Origin of the sequence: Embleya sp. NPDC059213, assembly GCF_042754445.1 — a bacterium.
Lineage (GTDB): Bacteria > Actinomycetota > Actinomycetes > Streptomycetales > Streptomycetaceae > Embleya.
Map to the genome: position 1 here is coordinate 1 of NZ_JBHZAV010000105.1, position 25,214 is coordinate 25,214.

Here is a 25,214-nt window from a genome sequence, read left to right on the forward strand (position 1 = left end):
GATCGTACGCGCGCATACGGTGCTTCCCGTACCGGAGTGGGGCTCTCGGGGCCCGGATTCCGGCCCGAGCGGACGATCTGCCGCCGTGGGTCGCCGGCGCGAGGCGGGCCTCGCCCGCGCCGGGGCCGGCGGGTACCGACATCACCGCCGCGTATCGCCCGCACACCGCCGCGGCGTCGCCCGCGGTCGTGGTGCGCGCGGATCCGGAGGCGTCGCGGGCGACGTCGTCGAGTGTGGGGCGGGCCTGGCGTTCGGGGCTCGCGCTCGCCGTCGCCGGTGGGTCGCCCACCCGGGCGTGGGCGGTGAACACGGCCTTCCACGGCGCGCCGGGCGTGTCCTGGACGAAGTGGACGACGGCCTTGTCCTCGCTGTCGGCACCGGTGGCGGCGACCGCGACGAACGTGCGGGGATGGCCGCTCGCCCGGGGGATCCAGAACTGCGGGGCCAGGTGGGTGAACGGCTTGTACGGTTCCCGGTCCGGGCGTGCCCGGTCGGCGCGGTACGACGCCAGTGACCCTTCCAGCAGTTCGCCGCCCTCGACCCCGGCGAGGCGGTCGCCGTCGAGCGCCGCGTTCGCCGTGTTGTTCTCGGCGTCGTAGCGCTCCAGGACCGCTCGGGCCTCGGCCTCGGAGATCACCGCAGGATCGGGTACCGGCGCCACGACCGACGCGCTGGGCACGGCCGGCTTGACCGACCCACCCCCCGACGAACACCCCGCCGCGGCCCCGACCGACGCCAGAGCAATCACCGCCGCACCCACTCGTCCCGCCCGACTGTGCATCCGTTCCCCCGAACTCCCGTCCGTCACCGACGAATCCACACTCTCACGCGCCCCCGACCACGCGGACGCGCAGGCAACAGGGGCGGAGCGGTGGGGCGGATCGGATCACGAGCGCGAACCCTCGGGGAACGTCGACCCCGCACGGCGTGTTCCTCACGACGCCTCGGCCTCGGCCACGCGCAGGTTCCCCATCGGCGGGGCCGGCGTGGCGTACCGCGCGGGCGACCGGAATCATCGGGCTCGGCACGCGGGACCGGGTATCGCGGGCTGCGGAGCGCTCGAAGGCCCTCTCCGCTCTTCCGGCCCGGGCACGTTCGCGCCGGGCCCGGGAACGAGTCGGGCACGCCGGAGTCGGATCGATCGGATCGAGCCGCCCAATTCCCGGGCCGCTCGGGCGGCGGGCAGCGTGGCCTTCGCCCTGATCGGCTCGGCCCACGAGGGGTGGCCGGCCTCGTCCGACGAGGATGCGTCGCCGGGTCCGGATCGGTCGGTGGTGACGCCGAGTGCTCGCGCTGCCCGGTCGACGGTCAGGGCGATGGTGGCGTCGACGGCGTCGGCCCGGGAGGGGTGGCCGGCGCGTCGGGCGGTGTGTTCGCGTTCGCGGACGGCCGGGGCGCCCCCGGCGTTTGTTGCGGGCGCGTGGCAGGTCGTCGGTGTCGACGTCGAGGGGTTCGTCGGAGCCGTCGAAGTGGGGCGTTGGCACCCCGCGTCCGCTGGTCACGCCCGAGGCGCGAAGCACTCCAGAAGCCGCTCGCGCTGTTGGACGCCCAGGCCGCGGACTCGGCGGTTCCCGGAGATCCCCAACTCGACGAGAAGTTCGGCGGCGCGTGCCTTTCCGATGGACGGGAGGGATTCGAGCAGGGCCCGGACCGGCATCTTGCCCACGGCGAGGGTGTCGGTGGCCAACACCTCGCCCAGTGAGAGCCGACCGCTCTTGAGAACCGCCTTCACCGCGGCTCGTTCCCTGCGGACAGCGGCAGCCTTGGCGAGCGCGGCGCTGCGCTCCTCGGGACTGATGGTCGGCACGGCCATCGGGTACTCCTCGCGTCGTCCATCCGGAACGGGCCCATCATGGTCGATGCCACCGACGACGCCCGGCACGGCCGTCCGCCCCGAACCTTGCGGCCACGCACGCGACTCGGCGCGAGCGTCGGCCCCGTCCTACTTCCCCGACGTGGCGGTCGCCACCAGACAGACCACGTCCGGCCAGGCGCACCTCGCCGCGACGTCGGAGGCGTTCGGGGGCGGCGACGTCGGGGAGTCCGCGACCGCCGGCCGCTCCGCGGGGGCGGCGGACAGCCCCTCGTCGAGCACACGCGTCGCCGACCACGCCGCCACGACGACGAACACGTAGAGCACGACGTGCTTCCGGTACCGACGCATGATCCTCCCGTGGATGCGAACGGCAACACCGTAACCAGGGCCTCCGACACCGGCGTTCGCCAGCGCACGGAGGTTCGCGGTCGCCTGCCCCGGACTCCGGACCCGCCCACCGACGGGGCCACCCGGACGGCGAAACCCCTGGGCCCGCGCCCCCGGGGGTGATGCGCCCGTCGGGCGAATGCCGTCCACGCGGCAGCGTGGCGTCCCCGGCGTCGACGTCCCGCCCCGGCATCGTGGCGGGGGTCGCGACACGTTCGTGTGTGGGCCCGAACACCCTCGTCGACGAACCGGCCAGCCGCCTCTTCCCCTCGGGGCTCCGGCCGCCCCCGGCACGACGGAACACGCCGACGTACCGACCGACGACGCAAAGACGTCCCCGACGGGTTCAGCCGGCGCTCCCCCGGCTTCGGTGCCCGTAGCGGCTCAGGTCCGCGGAACGCCGGCCCGGGGGTTGGAGGTCGGCGGAGGGGCCGCTCACCCGCGAGCTCACCGTCCCCTCGATCCCGAGGCAGGAGCCCCAGAACCTGCTCGACGAGGACGATCGATGGCCGCTCCTGCAGCGATGCCTGACCGACGATGATCTCCCTGCGGACGTCCGGGCCGCCGGCGCGATCACCCTGCTGTTCGGCCCGTCCACCGAACGCCTCTGCCATCTGAGACGCCCGAGCACCTCAAATTCGGCGACAAGCACGCCCACCTCGTCCCTGGGCCGCCATCCTGTCCTGCTGCCCCCACGTCTCGCCGAGCTCCTCCAACGTCTCGCCGAACAGCCTCGGCTCCGACCGCAGCTCTCGCGAGTCCACGCAGGCCCCAGGTGGCTCTTCCCGGGCATGGTTTTGGCAAGCCGATCTCGACGCATGGCATGACCCAGAAACTCAACCGGCACGGCATCCCGGTTCGCACCGCGCGCAACGCGGCGCCGGCCGCCCTCGCAGCCGATCTCCCAAGCCCGATCCTCGCCGACGTGACCGGGATGCACCGCCACACCGCACTCCGCCGGGTCGCCTACGCCCGACGAGACTGGGCCGAGTACCTCGCCGCCCGGGCCTCGGACAACGAGGGTCGCCCATGACCATCGCCGTCAGACACGAGGGGCACCCAGGCCGACCGACGCCTGAACGCGCAGCGTGATCGGATACCAGCAGCGCACGAAGCGGAGGAAGACATGTCAACAGCCGCAGTTCCGACCCCGTTTACCCAAACTGCCAGCTCAGCGGAAGCGTCACAGACGACTGGTGGATTGATCATTTTCTTGAACGGTACATCGAGTTCCGGGAAGTCGAGCATCGCCAGGGAACTCCTCCCGATCCTGGACGACACGTACTTCTACATGCCGGTGGACGCCTTCCACGCCATGCGGGCAACACCACGGGACCTCGCCCCCGACCAGCTCCAGAGCGTGCTCAAGCACACCTGGATGGGCTTCCACCGGGCAATCGCGGGGATGGCCGCCGCCGGCAACAACATCGTGGTGGACCACGTCTTCAGCGAACAATGGCGCTTGCTCGACTGTCTTGCCCTGTTCACCCCCGCAGACGTTGTCCTGGTCGGCGTGCACTGCCCCTTGCCGGAACTGGAACAGCGTGAGCGGAAGCGCGGTGACCGCCCGCCAGGTCTGGCCGCACGCCAGATCGCCCAGGTCCATGCCCACGGCCTTTACGACATCGAGTGCGACACCGGCACCACCAGCCCGCTCGACTGTGCTCGGCAGATCAGGGCCTTCCTGCCACAACGTCCGAACCCCACCGCTTTCGAGCAGCTGAAGTCGGTCCGGCACGATGAGCCGCCGACCGGATGACCAACTCCGCTGCCACGGGCTCGACATGGTGGACGCCGGTGGGGGCTCACCGTTACGGGCTGCGGTTTTCCAACGGCCACGCGCGTCCAAGTAGCGAGTGAGGGGTCGGCCTCCCGGCGCCTGAACGCGTTACTGCGCAGGTTCCTCACCGAAGAAGCGACGAGAAGAAGGGGAATAGATAGTGCACGGTCGGAATAACCCCCTCCCGCAGTACATCGCGCACCTCCGCCCTCAGCCACCCCCTGTCCGAAAACCACCTCCCGTGCTCGAAGCACTAGGAGCTGTACGAAGGATCTTGTGACCATCCGTTGATCGGGGCGTTGATCTGTTCATGGGGCGTGGTGATCTGACGGATCGCGAGTGGGGTTTGCCGGAGCCGTTGTTGCCGGTGAATCCGGGGCGGGGCGGCCGGTGGGCGTCGCATCGTGTGGTGTTGAACGGGATCCTGTATCGGGTGCGGACGGGTGTGCCGTGGCGGGATCGGCCCGAGCGGTTCGGTCCGTGGAGCACGGTCTACGAGCGGCATCGTCGCCGGTCGGCGGACGGAACGTGGGAGCGGATCCTCACCGCGTTGCAACGTGAGGCGGACCGCGCCACTCCCGACGCGGTCCTCGCGGCGATCGTGTGGGACGTGGCCGTGGACTCCACGATCGATCGCGCGCATCAACACGCGGCAGGCGCTCGACACACCCCTCCCCGGCGCCCGCACGGTCAAAAGGGGCGGTCGTCGGGGACGAACCGGACGAGGCCCTCGGCCGATCCCGAGGCGGGCCCACCACCAAGCTCCGTCTCGCCGCCGACGGCCGGGCACGACCGCTGAGCCCGGTCGTCACGGCCGGACAGGCGGGCGATGCCCCGCGGTTCGAACAGGTCATGCGCGGCATCCGCGTTCCGCGTCCCGGCCCCGGCCGACCGCGGACCAGGCCGGACACGGTCACCGCGGATGCCGCGTATTCCTCCCGCGCGATTCGCGGCCATCTGCGCGGACGCGCCATCCGTCACACGATTCCCGAACGTGCGGATCAGGCGAACAACCGCCTGGCCAAGGGCCCGGCCGGCGGTCGACCACCCGGATTCGACGCGGAGCTCTACAAGACCCGCAACACGGCGGAACGCCTGATCAACCGCCTCAAACAGTTCCGAGCCGTCGCAACCCGGTACGACAAGCGCGCCTACGTCCACCGAGGAACCATCCAGGTCGCCGCCATTCGCATCTGGCTCAGACCATGATCCCTCGTACAGCTCCTAGGACGCCGAGTCCGGGGAGGTGGGTTCCGGTGCTCATGACCTTGTCCAATCGTCACGTGATGACGGCTTGAGGAATGGGTCCGGACCGCGGTTTCGGACCGACCGCTCTCGGTCAGCGTGCGGCTGCTCGGCCGCCGGGCACAGGGCCGCCCAGTACCGGTGGTTGGGGACCTCCGGCCCGGGGCACCACCCTCTCGGCCTTGCGTTCGAGGTGGTGGGCGTTCGACCGTGGAGGACGGCAGGGTAAACCGCGCGATCACGGGCCCGGACACACAGGAGGCGAGTGTCATGCCCGGTACGACCGGAGTGTCGACATTTTCGGTCTTCCGAGCTGCGGGCCGGAGGGCTGCCGGTACGTGCCGCCTACAGGTCAACGCTCGCGGTGCCGGGGGTCGGTCGTGACGAGCCACGTCATCGTGCGCGTGACGTCCGAAGCGGACAGCACGCCGACGAGCCTGCCGTCGTCGACCACCAAGACCCGGTTCTCGGGTCCGGATTCGAGCCGGGGCAGCAACTCCGCGAGCGGGTCGTCCGGGTCCACGACGACCACCCGCGAAAGGGGCAGCATGATCTCGCCTGCGGTCACCATGCCCCGACGTGGCTCCGGCACGTGGTTTGCGGCGTCCAGCGTCAGCAGACCGACCGGGGCACCGGCACCGTCGGTGACGGGGAACGCGGAGTGCCCATGACGATGGTGCGGGTCGAGGAATTCGGCAACCGTGGCCGACGCGGATACGGTGACGGAATCACGGGTCATGGCGTTGCGCACTGGTATCCCGGCCAGCCTCTCGCGCAACTGCGCCTGGCGCCTCTCCATCGTCGCGGCTGCGACGACGAACCAGCCGACCAACACCGGCCACAGCCCGCCGAGCGCGTCGCCGCGCGCGAACAGGAACAGGCCGAGGAGCACCAGGAACCAACCGAATCCTCGGCCCGCCGAGGTCGCACCGATGGTCGCGCGAAGCCTGTCGCCCGTACGCCACCACAGGAACGCCCGCAGCAGGCGGCCACCGTCCAGGGGCGCGGCGGGAATGGAGTTGAACACCGCCAGCAGGACGTTGACCGCAGCAAGCCAGGTCAGCGCCTCGACGATGACGTTTCCGCCGGAAATCGAATCCGCCAACCACGCGAACAGGCCGAACACGATGCCCAGGACGAGGCTGACCAGCGGGCCGACACCGGCGATCCGCAGTTCCGCACCCGGGTTCGAAGCTTCCCCCTTGAGTCGCGCCACACCACCGAGAAGCCACACGACGATGTCGTCCACGTCGATCCCGTTACGCCGGGCCAGCACGGCGTGCGCCACCTCGTGCGCGAGCAGAGACGCGAGGAACACTGTCGCCGTGAGCAGGCCGACCGCCCAGTAGACCGCCCACGGGCGGCCCGGTCCCGCGTCCGGCAGTCGGTTGCGGGCGAGTCCCACCGTGATCACCACGAAGATGACCACGACGCTCCAGTGCACCCTGATTCGAACCCCGGCAATCCGTCCCAACCCGAACGTGGCACGCATCGTGCACTCCCTGCGTCGCACGCGGCACGCACACGAGGCACCGCGTGACGGGACGAGGACACGTCCTTCTCGCGGCCCTGATTCGCGCGGTGCGCGGTATCGCTCCGCTGCTACGCATCGCCGAGCCGTCCTCCCCCGCCATCTCGATCAAACCCGGATGTGGAACCCGTGAACAGGGCCGAAGGACCCACGCGAGCGCCGCCATGCCACCCCGCGAGTTCGCGGAGGCGTTCTCGAACAGGCAGTCACCACGGCGTAACGACCAGCCGGCCGCGCCCCCAGGAACCTCGGGCGAGGGGCCGCACATACGCGCGGCTGCGGACGAGGCCGAGGGGAGCCTGCGGCGGATCTGCGTCCCGCGCGCGATGACGCAGGCGGCAAACCCAGCGCCCGGGTGCGGACACCCGGGCGGCCGCCCGCCGTCCTTCGTCGGGTGCACTGTGGGCCCGCGTCGTCGCGGCTCCGGAGCCGTGGCCCGCTCGCTGCGTGTGGGTGGTCATCATGGGTCTCCCGCGCGACGAAGTGGAATGGGATCCCCGCTTACACACTGACCCGGTCGGCAGGACGCGGCGACTCGGCAGCGCGTCTGAGGACGCCCGCACCCGCCACGGGCCTCCTCCATGGTCGCTTCCCTCTGCCCTGCCGCGCCGACATGCTCGCGTCGACAGGCGGTTCTAGGCTCGGGAGAGGAACGGGATGCCCTCACAACGGCTCCCGACGGCCCGGGCGAGCGCACTGCCACCCGCCACCCACAAAGCTTCGAGGAAGCCCTCATGACCACATCGCAGGAGACACCTGTACTGGACACCTTGGCCGCCATGACCCTCGACTCGTTGGAGCGTTGCGGTCTGGCCTCGGACGTCCTCGTCCTCACTCGCATAGCCGCGCTCGTCGCCATGGACGCCCCTCCGATGTCCTACCTGGCTCATCTTCGGGCAGGCGCGGAAACGGCCATGACGCCCGAGCAGATCCAGGACGTCCTCGTCGCCATCGCACCGGTCGTCGGCACGGCCCGAGTCATGGCCGCCGCCGGCCACATCGCCGAGGCTCTGGACATCGAGATCGTCGCCACCCTGGGATCCGAGGACTGACCCGGCAACGCCGTAGCCCGCCGAGCCCCGCCGCCGCCGGCAGCGCGGGGCTCGGCAGGTCCGACACAGCGTGCGAGCGACGAGTACCCGCCAGTTGCCCGGGCCGGACGGACGGCCGCAGGTGGTCCCTGTCGGCAGGAGGCACCGTGAAGTCGCCGCCCGAGCGCAGTTCCAGCGGTTGTCGGGCCCAGCCGCACCTCGGCCGCCGTCGGGCCGCGCGGCGCAAACCGTGCTGCGGGTGAGCGCCCTGGAGGCCGTGACGGAATTCGTCGCCGCCGTCGACGACTGGGACTTCCTGTCGCAGTCCCCCGCCGGTTTCCAGGCCCACAGGCACCGGTCCTTTCGGTCCCGGTCGACCGACGCTCGGCCGTGACGCGTGACGATCCGGCGCACGGTTCCGGACCGTCGTGGCACGCGTCGATGCCGCTGCCGTCGGGCAGTCACCTGTCCGGGATCGCCACCTCGGGTCGCCGCGCGGCCTCGGCGGCCCCGAATCGCCCGCGATCACGATGTCGGGTTCGCCGCCGAGCAGGTCCGCGATGCCGACGGATCACCTCCCGGTCATCCCTCGTCGGGCGCTTCGGCGCCGTTCACCGCGGCGGGCGGTGCAACCCGAGAAGAATCCCCAGGAGATCACGATCGGTCAGCACGCCGACGGCCGTGCCGTTCGCATCGACCACCAGCAGGGCGTCGCGGGTGCGCTTGAGCAGTTGCTCGCCCGCGGTCACTACGTCGACGTCGGGGGCGATGAACGTCGTCTCCGTGTCGACGCCGACAAGCGCGTGTCCGGCGGTGTGTTGCTTGAGACCCAGCGGGTCCAGGGCCCAGACGGCGGCGAGGTCGCGATCACTGATCAGCCCGACCGCCCGATCGCCGTCGACGACGCCGACGTGGTGCAGGTGGGTGACGACCATCCTGTCCATCGCCGTCCACAGCGTGTCCTCGGCGGTCACCGAGATCACCGGGCCGTGCATCACCTCGCGCACGGTGGGGATCCGGGGGCTTGTTGTGGTGGGCGCTGTCGTGTTCTCGGTCATGACGTGACTCCTGTCGTGTGTCGGAACCGACGCCGTTCGGCGAGTTTCGGCGGCCCCTGCGGCACCGACGGTGACGACCGGGCACCGTGCAGCGCGGGCTTTCGCGCTCGACAGGTCCGAACGGGGCGCGAGTCCATCGTTTCCTCCTCTAGGGGCGTGACCCCAGCCTGGTCGCGGGCGGCCGGCCCGCACAGGGCCGCCCGGCCCTGTGCGGGCCCCTCCCCCGGGGCCGTTCGGCCCGTCGGCGACACCACTACCGGTGGTTTGTTGGTTCGGGAGATAGAGGTGCAGGCCGTGGCCTGCTCCAACCGAGTTCATGAGGGCCTGTAACTGGGTGGGTGGGGGCGCGTTCGACCAGGACCGCCAATAGCGTTGCAGCACGATCCAGGGGGTTATCCAGGCGCGGACGGCCCGGATCGCCCGTGGCCAGGATGGGGATGGGTGCAGTGGGGTGGTTTCGGGTCCCCCTCTCTCCGGTGTCGTCGCAGGGCTGCGGCACCGGAGCGGGCGTCGGGTCGGGTTCGGTGAACCAGGCGTCCCAACAGAACGAGAACGCGCAGTTGACCAGGGTCTGGTGGCGGCGGATCGCGATGTCGGAACGGACTTGGAAGTCGGCCCGACCCAACTCGTCCTCGACCTGCTTGTAGCTCTGCTCGATCCAATGACGGATCCCATGAATCCGCACGATCTCGTTCAGGTCGGCGGCCGGGTACGGGGCGTCGTCCTCGCGCGGTCCGCCGAGGCGGGGCAGGTTGGTGGCGAGGTACCAGGTGGCCTTGGCCGGAAGCGTCGCCGGGTCGGCGGTGACCACCACCAGCCGGGTCGTGCCGTCCGGGCCCCACCAACCGAGTGTCGCGTCGGCGGCCCACCAGATCTCGGTGTGTCCGTCGCGGAAGGTTCGGATCACCGCGTGCCAGTCGCCGGGATCCCGCGTTCCGCCCCAGGTCAGGACGCGGGCGGCGTCGACGGGAGTGTGAGCCTGGTCCGCGCGTGCCCGGATCCCGTGCCGCGGCCTCAACGCCATCACGAACGGCAGTCCGGAGTCGGCGAGTTCACACCGGAAGCCGGCCTGGTCACCGTACGCGCTGTCGGCTGCGACGGCGCGGAACGCTAACCCCGCATCGTGGGCTTGCGCCGCCAACTCGGCCCCGACCCGCAGCTTCGTACGAAAGTCGGGGTCGTTCCCCACCCTTGGGGAAGTGCTTGGCCGGCGTGCAGGGGACGGCGTGCAGTGGGTAGTGGACGCGTTCGTCGGCCCACAGGGTGGTCACCGTGACGACCCCGTTGTCGGTCTTGCCCAACCGTCCCAACCATTGGCGGCCCACGTGCGCGGTCGCGGTGCCGTCCTTGCGGTCCCCGGAATCGTCGATCACCAACACCCCGCCCCGGTGCGGGGCCGTCGCCGGATCGGCGAGCAGCAGTTCGAGGCGGCGGTCGTTCACTCGTTCGCCGTCCCAGGTCGACTCCGAGAGGAAAAACTGCAGCCGCTGCACCGCCGCGTGTTGCGCACCGACCACCGGCTCCGCCCCCGCCAGGTAGGTCAGCGTCTTGTTCCGATCCTGCGGCGCCGACAACCCGACCAGATACTCCCGGAAGCCCCGACGCTGCGCGAGCGTCCCGAACAGGTCGTCAAACCGGGCCGCATACCCCTCCAACGGCCCCGGCGCAGGGGGACACGGCACACGAGCGGTCACGGCGCACCCCCGAACGGGCCGACGAATACTGCTACTTCACGGCATACTGCTGATCAGAACCGCCGTCAACAAACCACCGGTAACACCTGCCGCAAGCGGAACCGCAACGGTGTGCGTCCGACGAAACGAGGACACAGATTGCCGCCGGGACTCCCGGCGAGATACCGAACCGCTGGAGGAGTCGGACCGTGGAACGAGCGGCCCGCGCTACCGTGGATGCGCCTGGGCGAGTTGTTGGACGAACTCCTGGCCCACGTGGAGGTGGTCCGCGCGACCCGGGGCCTGCTGGAGGCCGTTCCGTCGTGGGCAGCAATCTGGACATGGAGATCGTGCTCCGCCGAATCGTCCAATCGGCGGCGACCCCGGTCCACGCCGAGTGCGGCGCCCTGGGGCTGATCGGCGACGAGGAGAAACTCGCCCGGTTCCTGACCGTGGGCATGGACGCGGCGGCGCGGACTCCCACGACGATAGTCGCCGTTGTGGCGCTGGGCCCGCACGGACCTGTGCGCCCGCGCGTCAGCCCGGTTCCATGTGCGGGCGACGGAACACGGGGGCCCGGTCGGTGCCCGCCGGGCGCACGGCCGCCAGCGCTTGGACGACTGCGGATTCCAAGGGGCCGCCGGTGTCGATCGTGACGGCCTTCGGCCACGGCCGCTCCCGTGCCGCCATGGCCGCGGCCACATCGGCGTCGGCGTCCGACACGCCGGGAGCGCGATTGTTCAGGCGGGCCGTCGCCACGTCGTCCGGAACCCGGCAGTGCAGGGCCACCAGGTCCGCGCAGGCGTGTTCGGCCATCCGAAGGGCGCTCTCGCGCTGCTTCGTGTCGGACCAGGTGGCGTCCAGGACGACGGACTCGCCGGAGGACATCAGGGCGGACGCGCGGTCGAGGAGCATCGCGTAGGTCTTGTGCGTCCACTCGGGTGTGTACAGGCCTTCGCCGTAGCCGGCCGCAGCGGACTCCTCCGCCGGGATGCCCGCCAGTTCCTTGCGGGCGCGGTCGCTGCTGAGCAGCGTGACACCCAGGCGATCGGCCAGTGCGCCGGAGAGGGTGGATTTCCCACTGCCGGGAAGGCCGCCGACGAGGGTCAGGCCCACGGCCGAGGTGCGCAGGTGACGCAACGTCGTGGTGACCAGCCGCCGGAACGCGGCCTCCGCGCCGGGCGCGCCCTGGCATGCCTGGATCAGGGAGACCTTGGCGCGGACGAACGCGCGATAGGCGACGTAGTGGTGCCACAAGGACGGTGGCGCCGGGTCGCCGGAGTACTCGCTGTATCGGGCGAGGAAGTATGCCGCGGCATCCGGAGCACCGAGCTGTTCCAGATCCATGGCGAGGAACGCGGCGTCGTCGAGGCCGTCGACGTAGCGAAGGTGGTCGTCGAACTCCAGACAGTCCAGGACTCGGGGACCGTCGTCGAGGCAGAAGATGTCCTGCGCGAGCAGGTCGCCGTGGCCGTCGACGATCCGTCCCGCTTCGATGCGGCTGTCGAACAGTCGCTCTCGGCCGGCGAGGTAGCGGCGCACCAGCCCCTCGACCTCTTCGAGGCCGTCGGGCGCGACGCCGCTGTCGGCCAGGTCGCGAACCTGCGCGAAACTCGCTTCCCAACGTGAGGCCAAGGCGTCCCGGGTGCCCTGTTCGTCCACGTCCCGGCTGCGGGACGCGTCCGCGTGGCACGTGGCGAGTTGCCTGGCGACGGCCCGAACAACGTCGTCGACCACGACTCCCTCTCCCACCAGTCGGGACAGGCGGCGGTCGGCCGGCATCCGGCGCATCACGACCAGCGGTTCCGGCTCCTCCGCCTGCGGGTCGCGGATCTCGCCCAGGCCCAGGTAGACGTCGGGGGAGAAACGCCGGTTGAGGACCACCTCGCGCTCGCACGCGATCCGGCGAGCCGCCACGTTCGTGTAGTCCAGGAATCCCAGATCGACCGGCTTCTTGAGCTTGTAGGCGCGATCACCGACGAAGAACAAGGTCGCGGTGTGGGTCTCGCATACCTCGGCGCGTGGGAGCGCGGGGGCATCGACGGACGCGTCGCTCTGATGCAATGGCATCGTCGGCTCCCTGTGATGGCTTGACTCAGTCTGGGAGGACGACAGCCAGGCAGCACGCACGGTGGGTGGTGAACCTGGCCACCGAGCCGGGCCCAGTGCCCAGGCGGTTGCTTGCGTCGGCCGACGGCCGAAACCCCTGCGCACTCGGCAGCTCGTACGGCGGCCTCGGCGAGCTTTCGAGACCGCTGGTACCCACGACCTCCTCGCACGGAAACCTCCCGTGCCGGGGCGGAGGGCCCGCTCGACAGGTGGCTTCGCGGTTCGTGCCCGGGCGTATGGGGGCTCGGGAGCGCGGGGTGCGCCACCTGCGCTGTCGAGGCCGCGTCGACCGCCGAACCAGGAGGCGAGGTGGACACCTCGGGCTTGCCTGCACGGGCGAGCGTGCGTTTTGTCCCGGACCGTGGAAGGTAGACCCGGTTGGACGCCGCACGGAAACCCCACGGAGCCCCGATCCACACGCCATCGCCGGGGCATCCCAGGGCCTGGCGGAGCCGAGGAGGTGATGCCGATATCCGACGCGAGAATCACCGATCTGTGCGAAGCGACGATTCACCGCCGACCTGGTCAAGTCGCCACCGGCGGCCCGGCGGATCCAAGGTCCGGTCGCGCCTCGCGCGACGACCTTCCGACGGCTGAGCGCCGACCGAGTCCGGACCCGCCTCGAGACCGACCAGGGCGGTACCAGCAGATCCGCGGTCGCGACCTGGTGGCTGCGGTACGGTCGGTCGCGGCGGGCCAGTCGCTGCTGGATCCGGCGATCACCACCCGGGTCCTGGATCGGGCCCGCAACGGGCCGGCCGAGGAGGCGGGGCCGGCCGGGCTGAGCGAGCGCGAGCGACAGGTGCTCGAACACATCGCCCGGGGGCTCACCAACTGTCAGATCGCGGAGAGCATGGGCCTCGCGGAGAAGACGGTCGAGAACTACGTCTCGGCCGTGCTGAACAAGCTCGGCCTCAAACGCCGCGTCCAGGCTGCGGTGTACACAACCGAGCTGCACCACCACGAGGACGAGCACCACCAGCCCTGAATCCGGCCCGGTCGCCACCCGGATGCCGACCGCCCGGTCGTTCCCGATCGCACGCGCGGCGAGCATCGGGATCCATGGTGGGCGCCGAGTGACCGCGTGCACCTCTTCGCGCCGTCGGGACCGGAGGATCACGGTGCCGCCTCGACGAGCGCCGCAGTCGTGTCCACGTGGACCTGTACGCCGTCGACGTCCGCGACTGGACTGGCCGCGTGGGGGCGGAGCGAACGTCGTGGTCCCGTTGCGTCCGTACGCGACCGGCTACCGTCACGGGATCCGTCGACGTGCTGCCCCTGCGGCTGGGAAGGTGAGGCGGCGTTTGGCGGGCCACGGACCCGCAGGCCCGCGCGCGACGCGGAGCGGATGCCACAGTGGGAGTCCTCGACGGCGAGGCAGGCGTCGGGCGCGGCACCGCGCGCCCACGTCCGCACCGTAGAGGCCGGGGGGACGTCGGGCGCAGGGTCGCGTCCAGTACCACGATCTCGAGGAAGTCGAAAGCATGCCCACATGCGACGTTCACCGAAGTCGTCCGGCGCGCACGCCGTGTTCGGGCAGCACCCGGTTCGCGTGCCTCCTCCCAGTGGCGTTCGCTGTCCATCAAGGTGCCGTCGCAGTCGAGGACCACGGCCGCGGGAGTCCACGAGAGCAGGGGCTTCCGGTCATAAGGGCCGTCCGATCGCGAGGTGCGGGCTTTCGCCCCCCGGTGTCTGGCGTCGACTTCCCCGCCATGGTCCCCACGGATGTTCGCAACGGCAGCGACCGAAACATAATGATCGTTACGTCAGGTCCGACGCACTTCGCGTCCGGGCGATCACTCGGTGGTCGGCGTGTCGCGTTGATTCCCGCAGGTCGGGTGCCGCGTCCCCGGTTCGTCGTGCGCCCGTGCGGAACTCGGTTCACTCACGGGCGGTCGAGGACCACCGGTGACAAACTCGCGAACGCGATCCGCGCCCCCCGGATTCGCCCACTGAACGCAAGGCTTCCTGCCCGGAGGCGGAACGCGTGGGAATCGGCGCCCGGGCGCGAGTTGCGCGGCGACGGCCGCCCGTTCCGGCTCGAGCGGCGGGACCACACGGGGCGGCTACCGGTCGCCCGATACGGTCCGTGCCGCAGAACGCGTCCTTCAGGGAGAGTCCCGCCAACAGCCCCAGCGGTAGAAGGGCCAGGCCGACACCCGTCGCCACGGTGGCGATAATCCCGGCGACTCGCTTGACCTGCGCCTCCAGCGGGCTCGCCTCGCGTTTCACGCGGTGGCTGAGGGCGGCGATACGACCGAGTTCGGTGTGGCGTACACCAGGGCGCGAGCCGTGCCGTCGACGACCGCGGTGCCGCTGAACAAGAGATCGGAGGCCTCAAGGAGGGGTGGAGTGCTCACCGCGTGTTCCGCCCCGCGCCACGGGCACGGACTCGCCGGTGGACATGTCCACATCCACGAGGCCTTCGACGACATGCGCGTCCGCGCACACACGCGGTCGCCTTCGGCGAGCAGGACGATGTCCTCGGGAGCGACCGAGGCGGCGTCCACGGATCGGGGTACTCCGTCGCGTACGACTCGGGCCTGTTCGGACATGAGGCGACCGAGCGCCTCCACGGCCTGCTCGGCCTGGCGCTCCTGGACGAAAGCGAAGGCGGCGTTGAGAACGACCACGGCGAGGATCGCACCGGCGAGAGCGGGCGTCCCCGCCGCGAACGCCAGGAGCCCGGCGTCCATCAGGAGCAGCGCCCATCGCCACTCGTCTGGGCATCCTGCGCGACGGCGACACCACGGTCCTGACCGGCGCCGACCTGAGCAACGACCCCCAACGGGACCCGACCACCGCGCGGGTGTTCGCCCGAACGACCCCGGAGCAAAAGCTGACGATCATTCAGGCGTGGCGTGCCCGGGGCGACGTGACGGCGATGACCGGCGACGGTGTCAACGACGGTCCCGCCCTGCGCCGGGCCGACATCGGGGTCGCGATGGGGAGACGCGGCACGGAAGTGGCCCGCCAGGCAGCGGATCTGGTCCTGGCCGACGACGAGATCGGGACCGTCGTCGTCGCGGTGGAGGAAGGCAGGCGGGTCTACGACAACATCCGCCGTTTCCTCGTCTACGGCCTCTCCGGCGGCGCCGCCGAGATCGCCGTAATGATGCTCGGACCGCTCCTGGGGCTGCCGCTGCCTCTGCTCGCCGCGCAGATCCTGTGGATCAACCTGCTCACCCACGGCCTCACCGGAGTCGCCCTCGGCGCCGAACCCGCCGGCCCCGGTACGATGCGGCGCGCACCTCGCCCACCCGAGCAGAGCATTCTCGGCGACGGCCTGTGGCAGCGCATCCTGCGACTGGGCCTGTGTGTAACCGTCGTCAGTCTTGCCGCCGGTGCGTGGAGCGACCACACCGGGCGAGCCTGGCAAAGCATGCTCTTCCTGACCTTGCTCGGCACGCAGCTCGGTGTCGTCACGGGCCTGCGGACCCGACTGCTCACCCGCGACAATCCGTTCCTGCCGATCACGGTCCTCGCCTCCGCCGCGCTGGGCCTGGCCGGCGTGTACGTGCCGATGTTGCGGGACCTGCTGGGCACGCAAGGCCTGCCCGCCGGTGACCTGCTGATCCCCCTCTCCGGCGCCGTCCTGGGATTCGTCGCCGCCCGCGCCGACCGGTGGATCGCGGCGCGCGGCGCGCGGATGCCCGGATAGGACCGGGCCGGATGTGGGTCACATGGCCCTGGTCCTCCGGGGGCGTCCGGCCCTGTGGTCCCCGTCCCGGATGGTCGAGACTGGTCACATCCGGCGCCGGCTCCCCGCGGCAGCGGTCCCGACGCGCCGTTTCCCGGCATTCGGCCGCACCGATGGCCGTAGGGAGAGATCGACATGACCAACGCATCCCTGAGCTCCGCCGATGTGCGGTGTCTGGCCGCTGCGGGCGGTGCGGCCCCCTCGCTCCACAACAGCCAGCCGTGGTCGTTCCGGCCCACGAGCGACGGTCGGGGCATCGCGGTGTACGCGGACCGGAGACGTGCCGTCCCGCTTACCGATCCCGACGGCCGGGCCATGTACATCTCGGTCGGCGCGGCGGTGTTCAACATGCGCGTCGCCGCCGAACGCCTGGGCCGCGATCCGCACGTGACGCTGTTGCCCGACGAGGGCACTCCGCGACCGGCGGCCGTGCTCGACCTGGGTCGACTCGCCCGCGCCTCGCGTCCGGACAGCCCGGACCTGTACGCGGCGATCGGCGCACGACACTCCAGTCGGCTGCCGTTCGCCAACCGCGACGTGCCGGAACGTGTCGTCGGTGAACTCATCGTCGCCGCCCGGGCGGAGGGCGTGGTCTTGAACGTTCTGGAAGAAGCCGACGCCCGTCGGGTCCTGACCCTGACTGCCGAGGCCGAACGCCGCACTGCCGCGGACCTCGCGCGTCAGGCGGAGACCCGCGCGTGGCTGCGCGTGGAGGAACCGACCATCGACGGCATCCCCCGAGCGGCCCTGGGCCCGCAGGACCACGACGCCCGAGTACCGGTGCGCGCCTTCACCGGACACCCGCCGACTTATCCCACATCGACGCAGCGCTTCGAGGCGCTGCCGCAGGTGGCCACCCTGACCACCCGCTTCGACGGTCCGGAGGACTGGCTGCGCACCGGTCAGGCCATGGAGCGCGCATGGCTGCTGGCGACCGTCCACGGCTTGCGCATGTCGGTGCTGCATCAGGCCGTGGAATGGCCCGACACCCGTGAGACCCTGCGCGACCCGCGCACGGGTCCCGGCCACGTTCAGATGGTACTGCGGATCGGATACGGGCCTCCCGGAGCCTCGACCCCTCGCCGCCCCGTGACGGAGACGCTCCGACCGGCCGGTTCCCCGTAGTCCTGGCGGCCGACGACGCCGCCGGCCGGGGTCGCCCCCGCACGTGATCCACGCGCCCGAATCCTGAGGGACAGGACCTGACCACAGTCGACGCCTAGTGGCGGGCGGCGAGCTACCTCTCGGTGGGGCAGATCTACCTGCGGGACAACCCCCTGCTCGCCGAACCGCTGCGCCCCGACCAGTCGGCATCGAGCCGTCGTTCCAGGCCCTGGGCGTCGACGAGAGGGCGTTCCTGGACGCACTGCCCCGCCAGGCGCTCAACGCCTACGAGGACCAGTGCGCCCCCGGCGAACCCGCGCATGGCGATGCTCGACGACATGATCGCCATCATGCGCGACGCCTACCACGGCACGGTGCCCGTCTCCGCGTCGTGAACAACCCCGGCTATCGGGTGCCGGTGGATCCGGCGCTACGACAAGTTCGAGGTCGTGCGAGCGGCAACCCGCCCCGGACGCCCAACACCGCTGTGACCTGCTCCGACTGCAGTCGGTGCGTGTACGGAAGGAGATTCGTTCACCCGCTTCACAGCCGCGTGCAAAAGCTCGGTGGGCGAGCAGGAGGCATCACGCAGCCTCGATCTCCAACCTGCGCTTACGTCCCCGCCTCGCCATCGACACACCTCTGATGATCAAGGAGTGTTGCGACAAGCGTTAGAACCCAAGGACCCCAGGGGGTCAGTTTTCAGAGAGAGCGTTGACAATCCTTGCCGGCAGCGTCGGGTGTCGATCCGGCGTCGTCGCACGCGTCCTCGCGGAGTTCACATCGACCTCCGTCGATCCGTCGGCCCGAAGCGTCCATCGGCGGCCACGGGTATCGGCGTCATCCCCGGGTGGGGGCGGAGGCCCGCTCGTCCCCCGCGGTCGGTTCCGGCGATACCGCGCGGAAGGGTCGGTCGGCCCGATCGGGTAGGCCGGACGACTCCGGTGCTCGTCGAGCTTCCGACGCACCGTGACGGTGGAAGTCGGGCTCGGCGTCCGAGGAAGGTGAGGACGATGACATTGGCTTCGGCCCTGGTGACGGCGCCCGCGCGGCACGTGGGCCACATGTACGAGGACGACGGCTGGAACTGGGTTTGGGGGTCGGTGACGATGCTGCTCCTGATCGCGGTGATCGTTGCAGTGGTGTGGCTCTTGGTGCGAGGTGCCCCGCACTCTCGCGGGACCTCGGAGCCGACGGACTCCTCGGCGACCGAAATGTTGGCTCAGCGCTACGCCCGTGGCGAGATCGACACCGAGGAGTACCGGGAACGCCTTTCGGTCCTGACTGCGGGAGCGCACACCCCGCGCGAGGGCAAGCCTCGTAGTCGTGGCGATTCGGATACGTCGGGCGGCTGACGGCGAACGCGGCGTGTGCGTTTCAGAGGGTGAAGGCGCGACTGCCGCCGGGCGGGATCTCGACCACCGAGCCGCGGAACCCGATCGGGACCGAGCCGCCCTGCCCCGGGCGCAGCCGCACCGTGACCTCCCGTCGACCGACCTCGACGACCACACCCCAGTGGCCTCGATAGCGCAGCTCGACCTCCAGTCGGCTCAGTCGGGCGGGAAGGCAGGGATCGAGCCACAGCACGTCCCCACGCGTATCCAGCCCGATGTAGCAGCGTTGCAGCAGATCCACCGTCCCGGCCATTGCGCCGAGGTGGATGCCTTCGGCGGTGGTGCCTCCTTGCACGTCGTGAACGTCGCCGCCCAACGCGTCGCGGAAGAAGCGCCACGATCGACGGCGATCGGTGCGTGCCGGCACCCAGGCGTGCACCACGGAGCTGAGTGTCGATCCGTGTACGGTTCGCGCCCGGTAGTAGTCGACGGTGCGCTGGGTCATCTCGTGTCCGGCCCGGTAGCCGAGCCGGCGCAGCAGCCCGCGAATCTCCCGGGCCGGGAAAAGGTGGTAGAGCATCAGGACGTCGGCCTGTTTGGATGCTTTGTATCGGTTGACGCTGTCGCCCTCGGCTTCGAGGATGCGGTCGAGGCGCCTGTTGCCAGGGTATCGCCGCCGGTAGTGCCGCCAGTCCAGTTCGGCCAGGCGCTCGTATCCGGCGAACTGACTGGGCACGCCGTCGTGGAAGGGGACATACAACCGACGGGTCACCGTACGCCATTGGTCGAACTCGTCGGACCGCAGTTGGAGTCGCTCGGTCAGCTCGTCCCGCCGATACCCGGGCAGTGCGTCGAGCGTGTCGAGCGCGCGGGCCAACACCCACGAGGCGAGCACGTTCGTGTACGTGTTGTCGTCGACGCCAGGGCGGTCGGCCCACGGGTAGGCATCGTGGTACTCGTCGGGGCCCATGACGCCCTGGATTCGATATCGCTCCAGGGTGCGGTCGTAGCGCGCGATGTCGGCCCAGAAACGCGCGATCTCCAGCAACATCTCCGCACCGGCCGTGTTCAGGAAGTCGACGTCGCCGGTGGCCTGGTAGTACTGCCAGGTGTTGTAGGCGACGGCCAGGCCGACGTGACGTTGCAGGTGTGTATGATCCGGCAGCCAACGCCCCGACATCGGGTTGAGGTGGGTGCTCGGGGCCTGCTCGGTGCCGTCGGCGGCGCTCTGCCACGGGTACATGGCTCCGCGCAGGCCGACGTCCGCGGCGGCCTGTCTGGCGGCGTCCAGGCGCCGGTACCGGTATCCCAGTACGGCCCGGCTGATCTGCGGTGTGCGCAGATTGAGCGTTTGCAGAACGAACAACTCGTCCCAGAAGACGTGTCCGCGATACCCCTCGCCGTGCCGGCCTCAGGCCGGCATCCCGGCGTCCAGGTCGACGGTGTGTTCGGAGTAGGTCTGTGCGGTGTGGAACAGGTGCAGGTGAAGGGTGTTGCCCTCGCCGCCTCGGTCGGTGAACTCCGCCTCGGTGCGGAATCGGCGCCAGAGTTGGGCCCAGCGCGTCGCGTGGTCGTGCAGCAGGACGTCGAAGGGGTCCGCGCGCCGGACCGTGCGAAGGGCGGCGGTCCGTGGATCGCCGATGGCCGGGTCGCGGGAGGTGTACACGGACACCGTCTTCTCGACGGTCACCGACTGTCGCGCGACGGCTTCGATCGTGAAGACCTGTGCCGGTCGGCCCGGGGGCGGCTCGGGGACGGGCTGGGCCTCGATGGTCGCGCTCTCGCGGTGGACGCGGGTGCGCGCGGCCATGGCGATCCGAAGCGGGGAACCGACGGCTTGCACGCACAACCACAGGGCTTCCTTCCCGCTCCCCTGACCGGCCGGGGTCAGGTGACGGCCGACCAGGCTCCGGTAGCGGGCGACCCCGGCGTTGGTGACGGTGCCGTCCAGTTCCGCGCGGATGTGCAGGGGGCCCGACCAGTTCCCCGGGATCAGCACCGTCTCCAGAGCCGCGATGTGCGGGTCGGCGAGACTGGCGATTCGCCGCTGGCGGACCCGCGTGCGGTGGTCGGCGGCGTCGACGACCAGGGCATCCCGCGTCAATACCCCGCGACGCAGGTCGAGTTCCAGGTGCTGGGACACGATCCGCGTGGTGGGTTCCTCGCCGAACCACCCGGTGGCGCCGCCGACCCGGAACGTGAGCGGCAGCCAGTTCGGGCAGTTGATCAGGTCCTCGTTCGCCACCCGGCGGCCGTCGATCGTCGAAACCACGCGGTCGTAGCGACCGGCGAGGTAGGTACCGGAGTAGTGGATTCCGTCGGCACGCGACTCGGGGGCCGCACCTCGCGTCACCAGATAGCCATTGCCGACCGCGCACAGGGCCTCCCGCCGACCCTCGTCCCGGGCGTCGAAGCCTTGGAACGCCAGGGTCCAGGGGTCCTGCGGCGGTGGGCGCCTGGGTCTGCTCATCGGATCAATACCAGTTCTCCCGGACGCGGCACGACCGCCGTCCAACCCGGCTCCGCGTCCGGTCGATCCCGCAGTGCCCGCGCGCGCCTTCCGGCTCTCCCTGCACGAGATAGGTCGCCGGCTCGTCCCGCAATCAGGCCGGCATCTCGTCGGCGTCCGCATGTGCGGACAGGCCGGGGATGTTCACCACTTCCGCGCTCACCGGCACGTAGGTGCCGAACATCTTCAGGGTACGCGCGCCCTCCATCAGGTCTCGCGCCCACTCGTCCCCTGGCGCTCAGTGTTCGATTCGGCCGGTCCACTTCGGCTCGACCGCCGCCCACTCCCGCTCCCACTCGCGGGTCCGCCGGCGGGAAATCAGCACTTGCTCCGAACCGAACGCCCCGGCGGTGACCAGCAGCGACGCGGCGAGCGCGAGCATGCCGGCGACGATCGCGTCGACGACGATCGCGCCGTGGGTCGGCGGGGGTGTGGTGGGGCGCCCCTCGGCGTCGAGCCAGATTCGGGTCGTGTCGCCCGCCGATACGCCGAGAGGCACCTGAGCCTCGCCGGTTCGGGCGGTGCCGTCGGCCGCGACCCATTGCACGCTCGCCGTCACCGTCTCGGCACCGGGCCTGGCCGCGGTGGGTGGCTTGCTCGGCAGCAGGGCGGAGACCGATTGCTTGTGCGCCAGTTGCCGAGTGCGCGCCGCCTCGCCGGAGCCGGTTTGCACGCGAGCGACCGTCAGGACGACCAACGGCACCATGAGCAGGGCCAGGATCGTCAGCGCGAGCGTCGCCCGCAGGTGTGCGACGTCGCATCGCCGATACATCGGCTCGCGGCCGAGAAGCGCGCGAAGCCGCCGCCGCACTCGTGCGGATGTTCCGTGGCCTCGCGGCCTCGCGGCGTTCATGGCGTGGCCGCGGGTATCGGCACGACGGCCACCGGGCAGGACGCGTGGTGCAGTACCGCGTGGGTGGTGGGGCCGAGGCGCATCGGGAAGGGGCCGTGTGCCCGGTGGGCGGCGACCACGAGCAGGTCCGCGTGCGCGGAGACACCCATCAGGGCGTAGGCGGGCGCGCCGGTCGTGACCATGGCCTCGATCGTGACATCGGGTGCCTTGGCCCGGATCGGTTCGAGGATCTCGGTGAGGAGGTGGTCGTGGGTTGTCGCCAGGTCCAGCGGGTCACCGAGCAGCGGTGCGACCACGCCGGGAAAGTAGCCGGCCATCGTCAGCGTCCATACGTGGACCGGGACCACCCTGCCGCCGATGCGACGGGCCCGCTCCACGGCGAACTCGACGGCCGGTGTGTCGCTGTGGTCCGCGACGCCCACGACGACGCTCGGCGTGTCCACTTCCTCGGCCGCCTCGGGCACGACGACCACGGGACAAGTCGTGTGTGCGCACACCCGCAGTGACACCGACCCGAGCAGCAGGCCCGCGAAGCCGCCGTGGCCGCGGGTGCCGACCACGATCAGCTCGGCCCGCCGGCTCGCCTCCAGAATCACGTCCGCCGCCGGGCCCTCGATCAGCGACGTCTCGACGGTCAGGTGGGGGTACGCCGCCCGGCTGCGGTCCGCCGTCTGCTCCAGGAGGGCACGGGCGCCTTCACGGACCTCGTTCGCACGAACGTGCCCCCGAGGGCGGCGTCCGGGACGGCCATGACCAGGTAGAGCGGCGTCTCGGCGTCGGCGGCGGCGCGGGCGCCCCAGAGCAGCGCGCGTTCCCCGCCGGGAGAGCCGTCGTAACCGACCAGAACCCCAAGGTCGGGGAGTTGGATTCCGGTGCTCATGACTGGTCCAATCGTCGATGAACGACTTCTCGGGCGGCGGAGCCGGCATGGCGATCTCCGATCGACTCCTCACTTTCAGCGTGCGCGCGCTCCACCGGCGGACACAGGGCTACCCGGTACCGCCGGACCGGGACCTTCGGCCCGGTCCACCCTCCCCACCGGCCCTGTGCCGGGGGGTTGCGAAGGCCGGAGGGTGGAGACAGGGCGAACCGCGCGATCACGGGGCCGGAACCACAGGAGGCGAGCGCGATGAGGACAATCAGCGGACCCGCCCTGGACACCGCGACCACCCTCCCCGCCGAGGGGGCGGTACGGGAGCGGGGCGTGACCGAGGTGATGAGCACGGCGTTGCTCACCGTCGCGGGCGATGAATCCCTCTTGATGGCCTGGGAGTTGATCCAGCGCACCGGGTTCCACCACCTGCCCGTCGTGGACGAGGAGGGCCGTTGCGTGGGGCTGCTGGAGCGCGGAGAACTGGCGGTGGCGTGTGCGCTTCCGGCGATCTCACTCGCCGAGCGCTACGTGGGGGATCTGCTGTCCGGGGGCGCCCAGCCGCAGGTGTCGAGGTCCGCTCGCCTGGCCGAGGTGGCCGAGGTGATGGCCGAGCACGCGGTGGACGCGGTCGCGGTCACCGACGACAACGACACCCTGATCGGTCTGGTGACCGCCCGCGACCTGGTCACGGCACTTGCCGGACGCACGTCGCCACATGGCCCCCGGGACCACGGCCCGGTGCTCTTCCGCCTGGAACCCGTGCTTCCGCCGTCGCGCCACGGCTGATCGGTTCGGCGAACCCTGTCGTTCGGCGCTTCCTCGCAACCCACGACCATCACGGCCACCCGAAGGAGCTCGACATGGAACCGCTCGGCACCCGGTTCGACCGGGAAACGACGGGCGCGGCCCCTCGACGGGGCGTCGTGCCCGCCGACGACGCCGCGAAGAACCGCCCGGACGGCAGAATCGTGGTGGGCTTGGACGGCTCGTACGGATCCGCCGTCGCCCTGCGATGGGCCGCACGCGAGGCCGCCGAACTCGGCGTGGTCCTGGACGTGGTCGCGGCCTGGACGGACGCCGACCCGGAACGCCCGACCCTGGACCACCCGGACCCGCTGTCGGTGGCCCGCGAGCGGCTGGAGCACGCGCTGGCGAACCTGGTGCGGGTTCCGACCCCGCCGGAGCGGATCGTGGCCACGCCGCTGCACGGCACGGCCGGCGAGGTCCTGGTCGCCCGCGCGCGGGACGCCCGCCTGCTGGTGCTGGGTACCAGCGGCATCGAATGCCCCACGATCCCCGGCCCCACCGGCTTGTACTGCCTGCGCCACAGCACCACCCCGGTGCTGTTCGTCCCGGCACCGGACGCCTGATCCCGCACGTCACCCGAATGCCCGAGCCTGATCCTCAGGCCCGGGCATTCGGCCGTTCGCGCGGTTTCGCCGTGGCGACGCGGTCTCCTCGGACCGGGTGTCGCCCCGTGGCTTCGCTTCCGGTGGCGCGGTTCACCGCCGCACCGGGCCCGGTTGCACCCGGCGGCCGGTCACGCGGCCGGGGCGGATGCGGAACCACAGTTCGCTGCGGCGGGCGGGCCAGGTGCCGCCGCCGGCCGCAGCGAGCCGTGCGATCTCGATGAGGTCGGTCACGGGTTCCACGACACCGATCACCAGGACGCTCCAGCCCGGTCGGGCGTATCGGTCCACGTCGTCCACCTGGAAGGCCGCCGCTCCCCGGACGTGGGCGAGCGGGGAGTCCCGTCGGGTGGTGAAGACGATGTCCTGCCCATCGGTGACGTAGTTGACGGGAAACAGCCACGGAGTCTGATCCAGGCCGCCCGCGAGCCGACCGACCTCGTGGCCGGCGAGGCGCACGTGGCACTCCGTTTCACTCATCACGGCCAGGCCGGGGGCGTCGGGGGCGTCGGCCTCGGGCATGTCGGACGGACCGGACACGAGGGCGGTGACACTGGTTTCCAGCGCCACCGCCAGGCCGCCGAGTGCGGCGCGGGACAACGGGGCGTCCCCGACCTCGAGTTCCACTAGCCACTTCAGCGGCAGTCCGGCCCGGGCACAGACGTCCGCCCGGGTCAGACCCAGTTGCTCGCGCCGACGTCGGATGTTGCGGGGTATGTCGACCATGTCGGGGAGGCGGGTGCCCACCGTCTCGTTGTCCATCGGGTTCTCCTTCGCGACGGGCCGTTGCGACGACTCGAA

At 70.9% G+C, this 25,214-nt stretch carries 24 protein-coding genes and 5 pseudogenes; 12 read left to right on the forward strand and 17 right to left on the reverse strand.

From position 1 onward, the window contains the following. The 3 genes and pseudogenes from ACFXMF_RS30910 to ACFXMF_RS30920 all read right to left on the reverse strand — a co-directional run. Window positions 1-679 (reverse strand): annotated as a pseudogene (locus tag ACFXMF_RS30910) (hypothetical protein); the annotation flags it as partial. 819 nt (window positions 680-1,498) lie between these two features. Further along, window positions 1,499-1,813, reverse strand: coding sequence for an integration host factor, actinobacterial type (mihF, locus tag ACFXMF_RS30915; RefSeq protein ID WP_379991059.1), 315 nt, complete (start codon window positions 1,811-1,813; stop codon window positions 1,499-1,501). 129 nt (window positions 1,814-1,942) lie between these two features. Further along, window positions 1,943-2,164 (reverse strand): hypothetical protein, encoded by a 222-nt coding sequence (locus tag ACFXMF_RS30920; protein ID WP_379991060.1) that lies wholly within the window; start codon window positions 2,162-2,164, stop codon window positions 1,943-1,945. An 862-nt stretch (window positions 2,165-3,026) separates the two neighbouring features. On the opposite strand from ACFXMF_RS30920, the gene ACFXMF_RS30925 reads away from it, so the two are divergent. From ACFXMF_RS30925 to ACFXMF_RS30935, 3 genes and pseudogenes are all read left to right on the forward strand, one after another. After that, window positions 3,027-3,236 (forward strand): hypothetical protein, encoded by a 210-nt coding sequence (locus ACFXMF_RS30925; RefSeq protein ID WP_360320080.1) that lies wholly within the window; start codon window positions 3,027-3,029, stop codon window positions 3,234-3,236. Between the two features lie 180 nt (window positions 3,237-3,416). Continuing rightward, window positions 3,417-3,962 (forward strand): chloramphenicol phosphotransferase CPT family protein, encoded by a 546-nt coding sequence (locus tag ACFXMF_RS30930; protein ID WP_379991061.1) that lies wholly within the window; start codon window positions 3,417-3,419, stop codon window positions 3,960-3,962. Between the two features lie 331 nt (window positions 3,963-4,293). After that, window positions 4,294-5,192, forward strand: a pseudogene (locus ACFXMF_RS30935) (IS5 family transposase). 388 nt (window positions 5,193-5,580) lie between these two features. On the opposite strand, the gene ACFXMF_RS30940 reads toward ACFXMF_RS30935, so the two are convergent. Further along, the gene (locus tag ACFXMF_RS30940) at window positions 5,581-6,720 is read right to left on the reverse strand and encodes a site-2 protease family protein (protein WP_379991062.1); all 1,140 of its coding nucleotides are present in this window, start codon (window positions 6,718-6,720) and stop codon (window positions 5,581-5,583) included. Between the two features lie 773 nt (window positions 6,721-7,493). Between ACFXMF_RS30940 and ACFXMF_RS30945 the strand changes: the two genes are divergently transcribed. After that, window positions 7,494-7,811 (forward strand): carboxymuconolactone decarboxylase family protein, encoded by a 318-nt coding sequence (locus ACFXMF_RS30945; protein WP_360320122.1) that lies wholly within the window; start codon window positions 7,494-7,496, stop codon window positions 7,809-7,811. A 590-nt stretch (window positions 7,812-8,401) separates the two neighbouring features. Here ACFXMF_RS30945 and ACFXMF_RS30950 read toward each other — a convergent pair. The 4 genes from ACFXMF_RS30950 to ACFXMF_RS30965 form a co-directional block, all read right to left on the reverse strand. Beyond that, window positions 8,402-8,848 carry an HPP family protein gene (locus tag ACFXMF_RS30950; RefSeq protein ID WP_379991063.1) on the reverse strand — a complete coding sequence of 149 codons (447 nt, stop codon included), beginning with the start codon at window positions 8,846-8,848 and terminating at the stop codon, window positions 8,402-8,404. Between the two features lie 253 nt (window positions 8,849-9,101). Further along, window positions 9,102-10,037, reverse strand: a complete 936-nt coding sequence (locus tag ACFXMF_RS30955; RefSeq protein WP_379991332.1) for a transposase — start codon at window positions 10,035-10,037, stop codon at window positions 9,102-9,104. Then, on the reverse strand, window positions 9,922-10,542 hold the full coding sequence (locus tag ACFXMF_RS30960) for a transposase (protein WP_379991331.1): 621 nt from the start codon (window positions 10,540-10,542) through the stop codon (window positions 9,922-9,924). Before ACFXMF_RS30960 ends, ACFXMF_RS30955 begins: the two co-directional genes overlap by 116 nt. Window positions 10,543-11,058: 516 nt before the next feature. Then, entirely contained in the window at window positions 11,059-12,591 is a 1,533-nt protein-coding gene (locus ACFXMF_RS30965; RefSeq protein ID WP_379991330.1) for an AAA family ATPase, read from the reverse strand. Between the two features lie 706 nt (window positions 12,592-13,297). Here ACFXMF_RS30965 and ACFXMF_RS30970 point away from each other — a divergent pair. After that, window positions 13,298-13,618 carry a response regulator transcription factor gene (locus tag ACFXMF_RS30970; protein WP_379991329.1) on the forward strand — a complete coding sequence of 107 codons (321 nt, stop codon included), beginning with the start codon at window positions 13,298-13,300 and terminating at the stop codon, window positions 13,616-13,618. A 1,240-nt stretch (window positions 13,619-14,858) separates the two neighbouring features. On the opposite strand, the gene ACFXMF_RS30975 is transcribed toward ACFXMF_RS30970, so the two are convergent. Beyond that, window positions 14,859-15,326 carry a hypothetical protein gene (locus ACFXMF_RS30975; protein ID WP_379991328.1) on the reverse strand — a complete coding sequence of 156 codons (468 nt, stop codon included), beginning with the start codon at window positions 15,324-15,326 and terminating at the stop codon, window positions 14,859-14,861. Between the two features lie 113 nt (window positions 15,327-15,439). Here ACFXMF_RS30975 and ACFXMF_RS30980 point away from each other — a divergent pair, with 113 nt between their 5' ends. The 5 genes and pseudogenes from ACFXMF_RS30980 to ACFXMF_RS31000 all read left to right on the forward strand — a co-directional run bounded on the left by ACFXMF_RS30980 (window position 15,440) and on the right by ACFXMF_RS31000 (window position 18,789). Beyond that, the gene (locus ACFXMF_RS30980) at window positions 15,440-16,291 is read left to right on the forward strand and encodes an HAD-IC family P-type ATPase (protein WP_379991327.1); all 852 of its coding nucleotides are present in this window, start codon (window positions 15,440-15,442) and stop codon (window positions 16,289-16,291) included. Between the two features lie 174 nt (window positions 16,292-16,465). After that, complete coding sequence (locus ACFXMF_RS30985) at window positions 16,466-17,455, forward strand: Acg family FMN-binding oxidoreductase (protein ID WP_379991326.1); 990 nt, start codon at window positions 16,466-16,468, stop codon at window positions 17,453-17,455. 77 nt (window positions 17,456-17,532) lie between these two features. Next, window positions 17,533-17,635: pseudogene (locus ACFXMF_RS30990) on the forward strand (hypothetical protein); the annotation flags it as partial. A gap of 1 nt (window position 17,636) precedes the next feature. Then, window positions 17,637-17,829 (forward strand): annotated as a pseudogene (locus tag ACFXMF_RS30995) (hypothetical protein); the annotation flags it as partial. Between the two features lie 618 nt (window positions 17,830-18,447). Continuing rightward, window positions 18,448-18,789 carry an SHOCT domain-containing protein gene (locus tag ACFXMF_RS31000; RefSeq protein WP_379991325.1) on the forward strand — a complete coding sequence of 114 codons (342 nt, stop codon included), beginning with the start codon at window positions 18,448-18,450 and terminating at the stop codon, window positions 18,787-18,789. Between the two features lie 22 nt (window positions 18,790-18,811). On the opposite strand, the gene ACFXMF_RS31005 is transcribed toward ACFXMF_RS31000, so the two are convergent. From ACFXMF_RS31005 to ACFXMF_RS31035, 7 genes and pseudogenes are all read right to left on the reverse strand, one after another. After that, the gene (locus tag ACFXMF_RS31005) at window positions 18,812-19,081 is read right to left on the reverse strand and encodes a glycosyl hydrolase family 65 protein (protein ID WP_379991335.1); all 270 of its coding nucleotides are present in this window, start codon (window positions 19,079-19,081) and stop codon (window positions 18,812-18,814) included. Then, window positions 19,079-20,167 (reverse strand): annotated as a pseudogene (locus tag ACFXMF_RS31010) (glycoside hydrolase family 65 protein); the annotation flags it as partial. The gene ACFXMF_RS31005 and the pseudogene ACFXMF_RS31010, both read right to left, overlap by 3 nt. 12 nt (window positions 20,168-20,179) lie before the next feature. After that, window positions 20,180-21,238, reverse strand: a complete 1,059-nt coding sequence (locus ACFXMF_RS31015; RefSeq protein ID WP_379991324.1) for a hypothetical protein — start codon at window positions 21,236-21,238, stop codon at window positions 20,180-20,182. 133 nt (window positions 21,239-21,371) lie between these two features. After that, window positions 21,372-21,485: an MBL fold metallo-hydrolase RNA specificity domain-containing protein gene (locus ACFXMF_RS31020; RefSeq protein ID WP_379991323.1), complete on the reverse strand. Its 114-nt coding sequence runs from the start codon at window positions 21,483-21,485 to the stop codon at window positions 21,372-21,374. Window positions 21,486-21,515: 30 nt separating this feature from the next. Then, window positions 21,516-22,088 carry a hypothetical protein gene (locus ACFXMF_RS31025; RefSeq protein WP_379991322.1) on the reverse strand — a complete coding sequence of 191 codons (573 nt, stop codon included), beginning with the start codon at window positions 22,086-22,088 and terminating at the stop codon, window positions 21,516-21,518. Window positions 22,089-22,126: 38 nt separating this feature from the next. Then, a complete protein-coding gene (locus tag ACFXMF_RS31030) occupies window positions 22,127-22,810 on the reverse strand; it encodes a universal stress protein (protein ID WP_380020877.1) in 684 nt (227 codons plus the stop codon). Beyond that, window positions 22,765-23,010, reverse strand: a complete 246-nt coding sequence (locus tag ACFXMF_RS31035; RefSeq protein ID WP_379991333.1) for a universal stress protein — start codon at window positions 23,008-23,010, stop codon at window positions 22,765-22,767. Before ACFXMF_RS31035 ends, ACFXMF_RS31030 begins: the two co-directional genes overlap by 46 nt. 249 nt (window positions 23,011-23,259) lie before the next feature. On the opposite strand from ACFXMF_RS31035, the gene ACFXMF_RS31040 reads away from it, so the two are divergent. Together ACFXMF_RS31040 and ACFXMF_RS31045 are read left to right on the forward strand one after the other, a co-directional pair. Next, the gene (locus tag ACFXMF_RS31040; protein WP_379991321.1) at window positions 23,260-23,790 is read left to right on the forward strand and encodes an HPP family protein; all 531 of its coding nucleotides are present in this window, start codon (window positions 23,260-23,262) and stop codon (window positions 23,788-23,790) included. A gap of 74 nt (window positions 23,791-23,864) precedes the next feature. Beyond that, window positions 23,865-24,374, forward strand: coding sequence for a universal stress protein (locus ACFXMF_RS31045; protein ID WP_380017841.1), 510 nt, complete (start codon window positions 23,865-23,867; stop codon window positions 24,372-24,374). 132 nt (window positions 24,375-24,506) lie between these two features. On the opposite strand, the gene ACFXMF_RS31050 is transcribed toward ACFXMF_RS31045, so the two are convergent. Continuing rightward, entirely contained in the window at window positions 24,507-25,175 is a 669-nt protein-coding gene (locus ACFXMF_RS31050; RefSeq protein WP_379992235.1) for a helix-turn-helix domain-containing protein, read from the reverse strand. Between the last annotated feature and the right edge of the window lie 39 nt (window positions 25,176-25,214).

Bases quoted from the DNA above. Each gene is read 5' to 3' on its own strand.
- ACFXMF_RS30940 (WP_379991062.1), bottom strand. From the start codon at position 6,720: ATGCGTGCCACGTTCGGGTTGGGACGGATTGCCGGGGTTCGAATCAGG.
- ACFXMF_RS30965 (WP_379991330.1), bottom strand. From the start codon at position 12,591: ATGCCATTGCATCAGAGCGACGCGTCCGTCGATGCCCCCGCGCTCCCA.
- ACFXMF_RS31015 (WP_379991324.1), bottom strand. From the start codon at position 21,238: ATGAGCAGACCCAGGCGCCCACCGCCGCAGGACCCCTGGACCCTGGCG.
- ACFXMF_RS31020 (WP_379991323.1), bottom strand. From the start codon at position 21,485: ATGGAGGGCGCGCGTACCCTGAAGATGTTCGGCACCTACGTGCCGGTG.
- ACFXMF_RS30975 (WP_379991328.1), bottom strand. From the start codon at position 15,326: ATGGACGCCGGGCTCCTGGCGTTCGCGGCGGGGACGCCCGCTCTCGCC.
- ACFXMF_RS31040 (WP_379991321.1), top strand. From the start codon at position 23,260: ATGAGGACAATCAGCGGACCCGCCCTGGACACCGCGACCACCCTCCCC.
- ACFXMF_RS31005 (WP_379991335.1), bottom strand. From the start codon at position 19,081: ATGGCCGGGACGGTGGATCTGCTGCAACGCTGCTACATCGGGCTGGAT.
- mihF (WP_379991059.1), bottom strand. From the start codon at position 1,813: ATGGCCGTGCCGACCATCAGTCCCGAGGAGCGCAGCGCCGCGCTCGCC.
- ACFXMF_RS31000 (WP_379991325.1), top strand. From the start codon at position 18,448: ATGACATTGGCTTCGGCCCTGGTGACGGCGCCCGCGCGGCACGTGGGC.
- ACFXMF_RS30985 (WP_379991326.1), top strand. From the start codon at position 16,466: ATGACCAACGCATCCCTGAGCTCCGCCGATGTGCGGTGTCTGGCCGCT.
- ACFXMF_RS31045 (WP_380017841.1), top strand. From the start codon at position 23,865: ATGGAACCGCTCGGCACCCGGTTCGACCGGGAAACGACGGGCGCGGCC.
- ACFXMF_RS30950 (WP_379991063.1), bottom strand. From the start codon at position 8,848: ATGACCGAGAACACGACAGCGCCCACCACAACAAGCCCCCGGATCCCC.
- ACFXMF_RS31050 (WP_379992235.1), bottom strand. From the start codon at position 25,175: ATGGACAACGAGACGGTGGGCACCCGCCTCCCCGACATGGTCGACATA.
- ACFXMF_RS30945 (WP_360320122.1), top strand. From the start codon at position 7,494: ATGACCACATCGCAGGAGACACCTGTACTGGACACCTTGGCCGCCATG.
- ACFXMF_RS30920 (WP_379991060.1), bottom strand. From the start codon at position 2,164: ATGCGTCGGTACCGGAAGCACGTCGTGCTCTACGTGTTCGTCGTCGTG.
- ACFXMF_RS31035 (WP_379991333.1), bottom strand. From the start codon at position 23,010: ATGAGCACCGGAATCCAACTCCCCGACCTTGGGGTTCTGGTCGGTTAC.
- ACFXMF_RS30925 (WP_360320080.1), top strand. From the start codon at position 3,027: ATGACCCAGAAACTCAACCGGCACGGCATCCCGGTTCGCACCGCGCGC.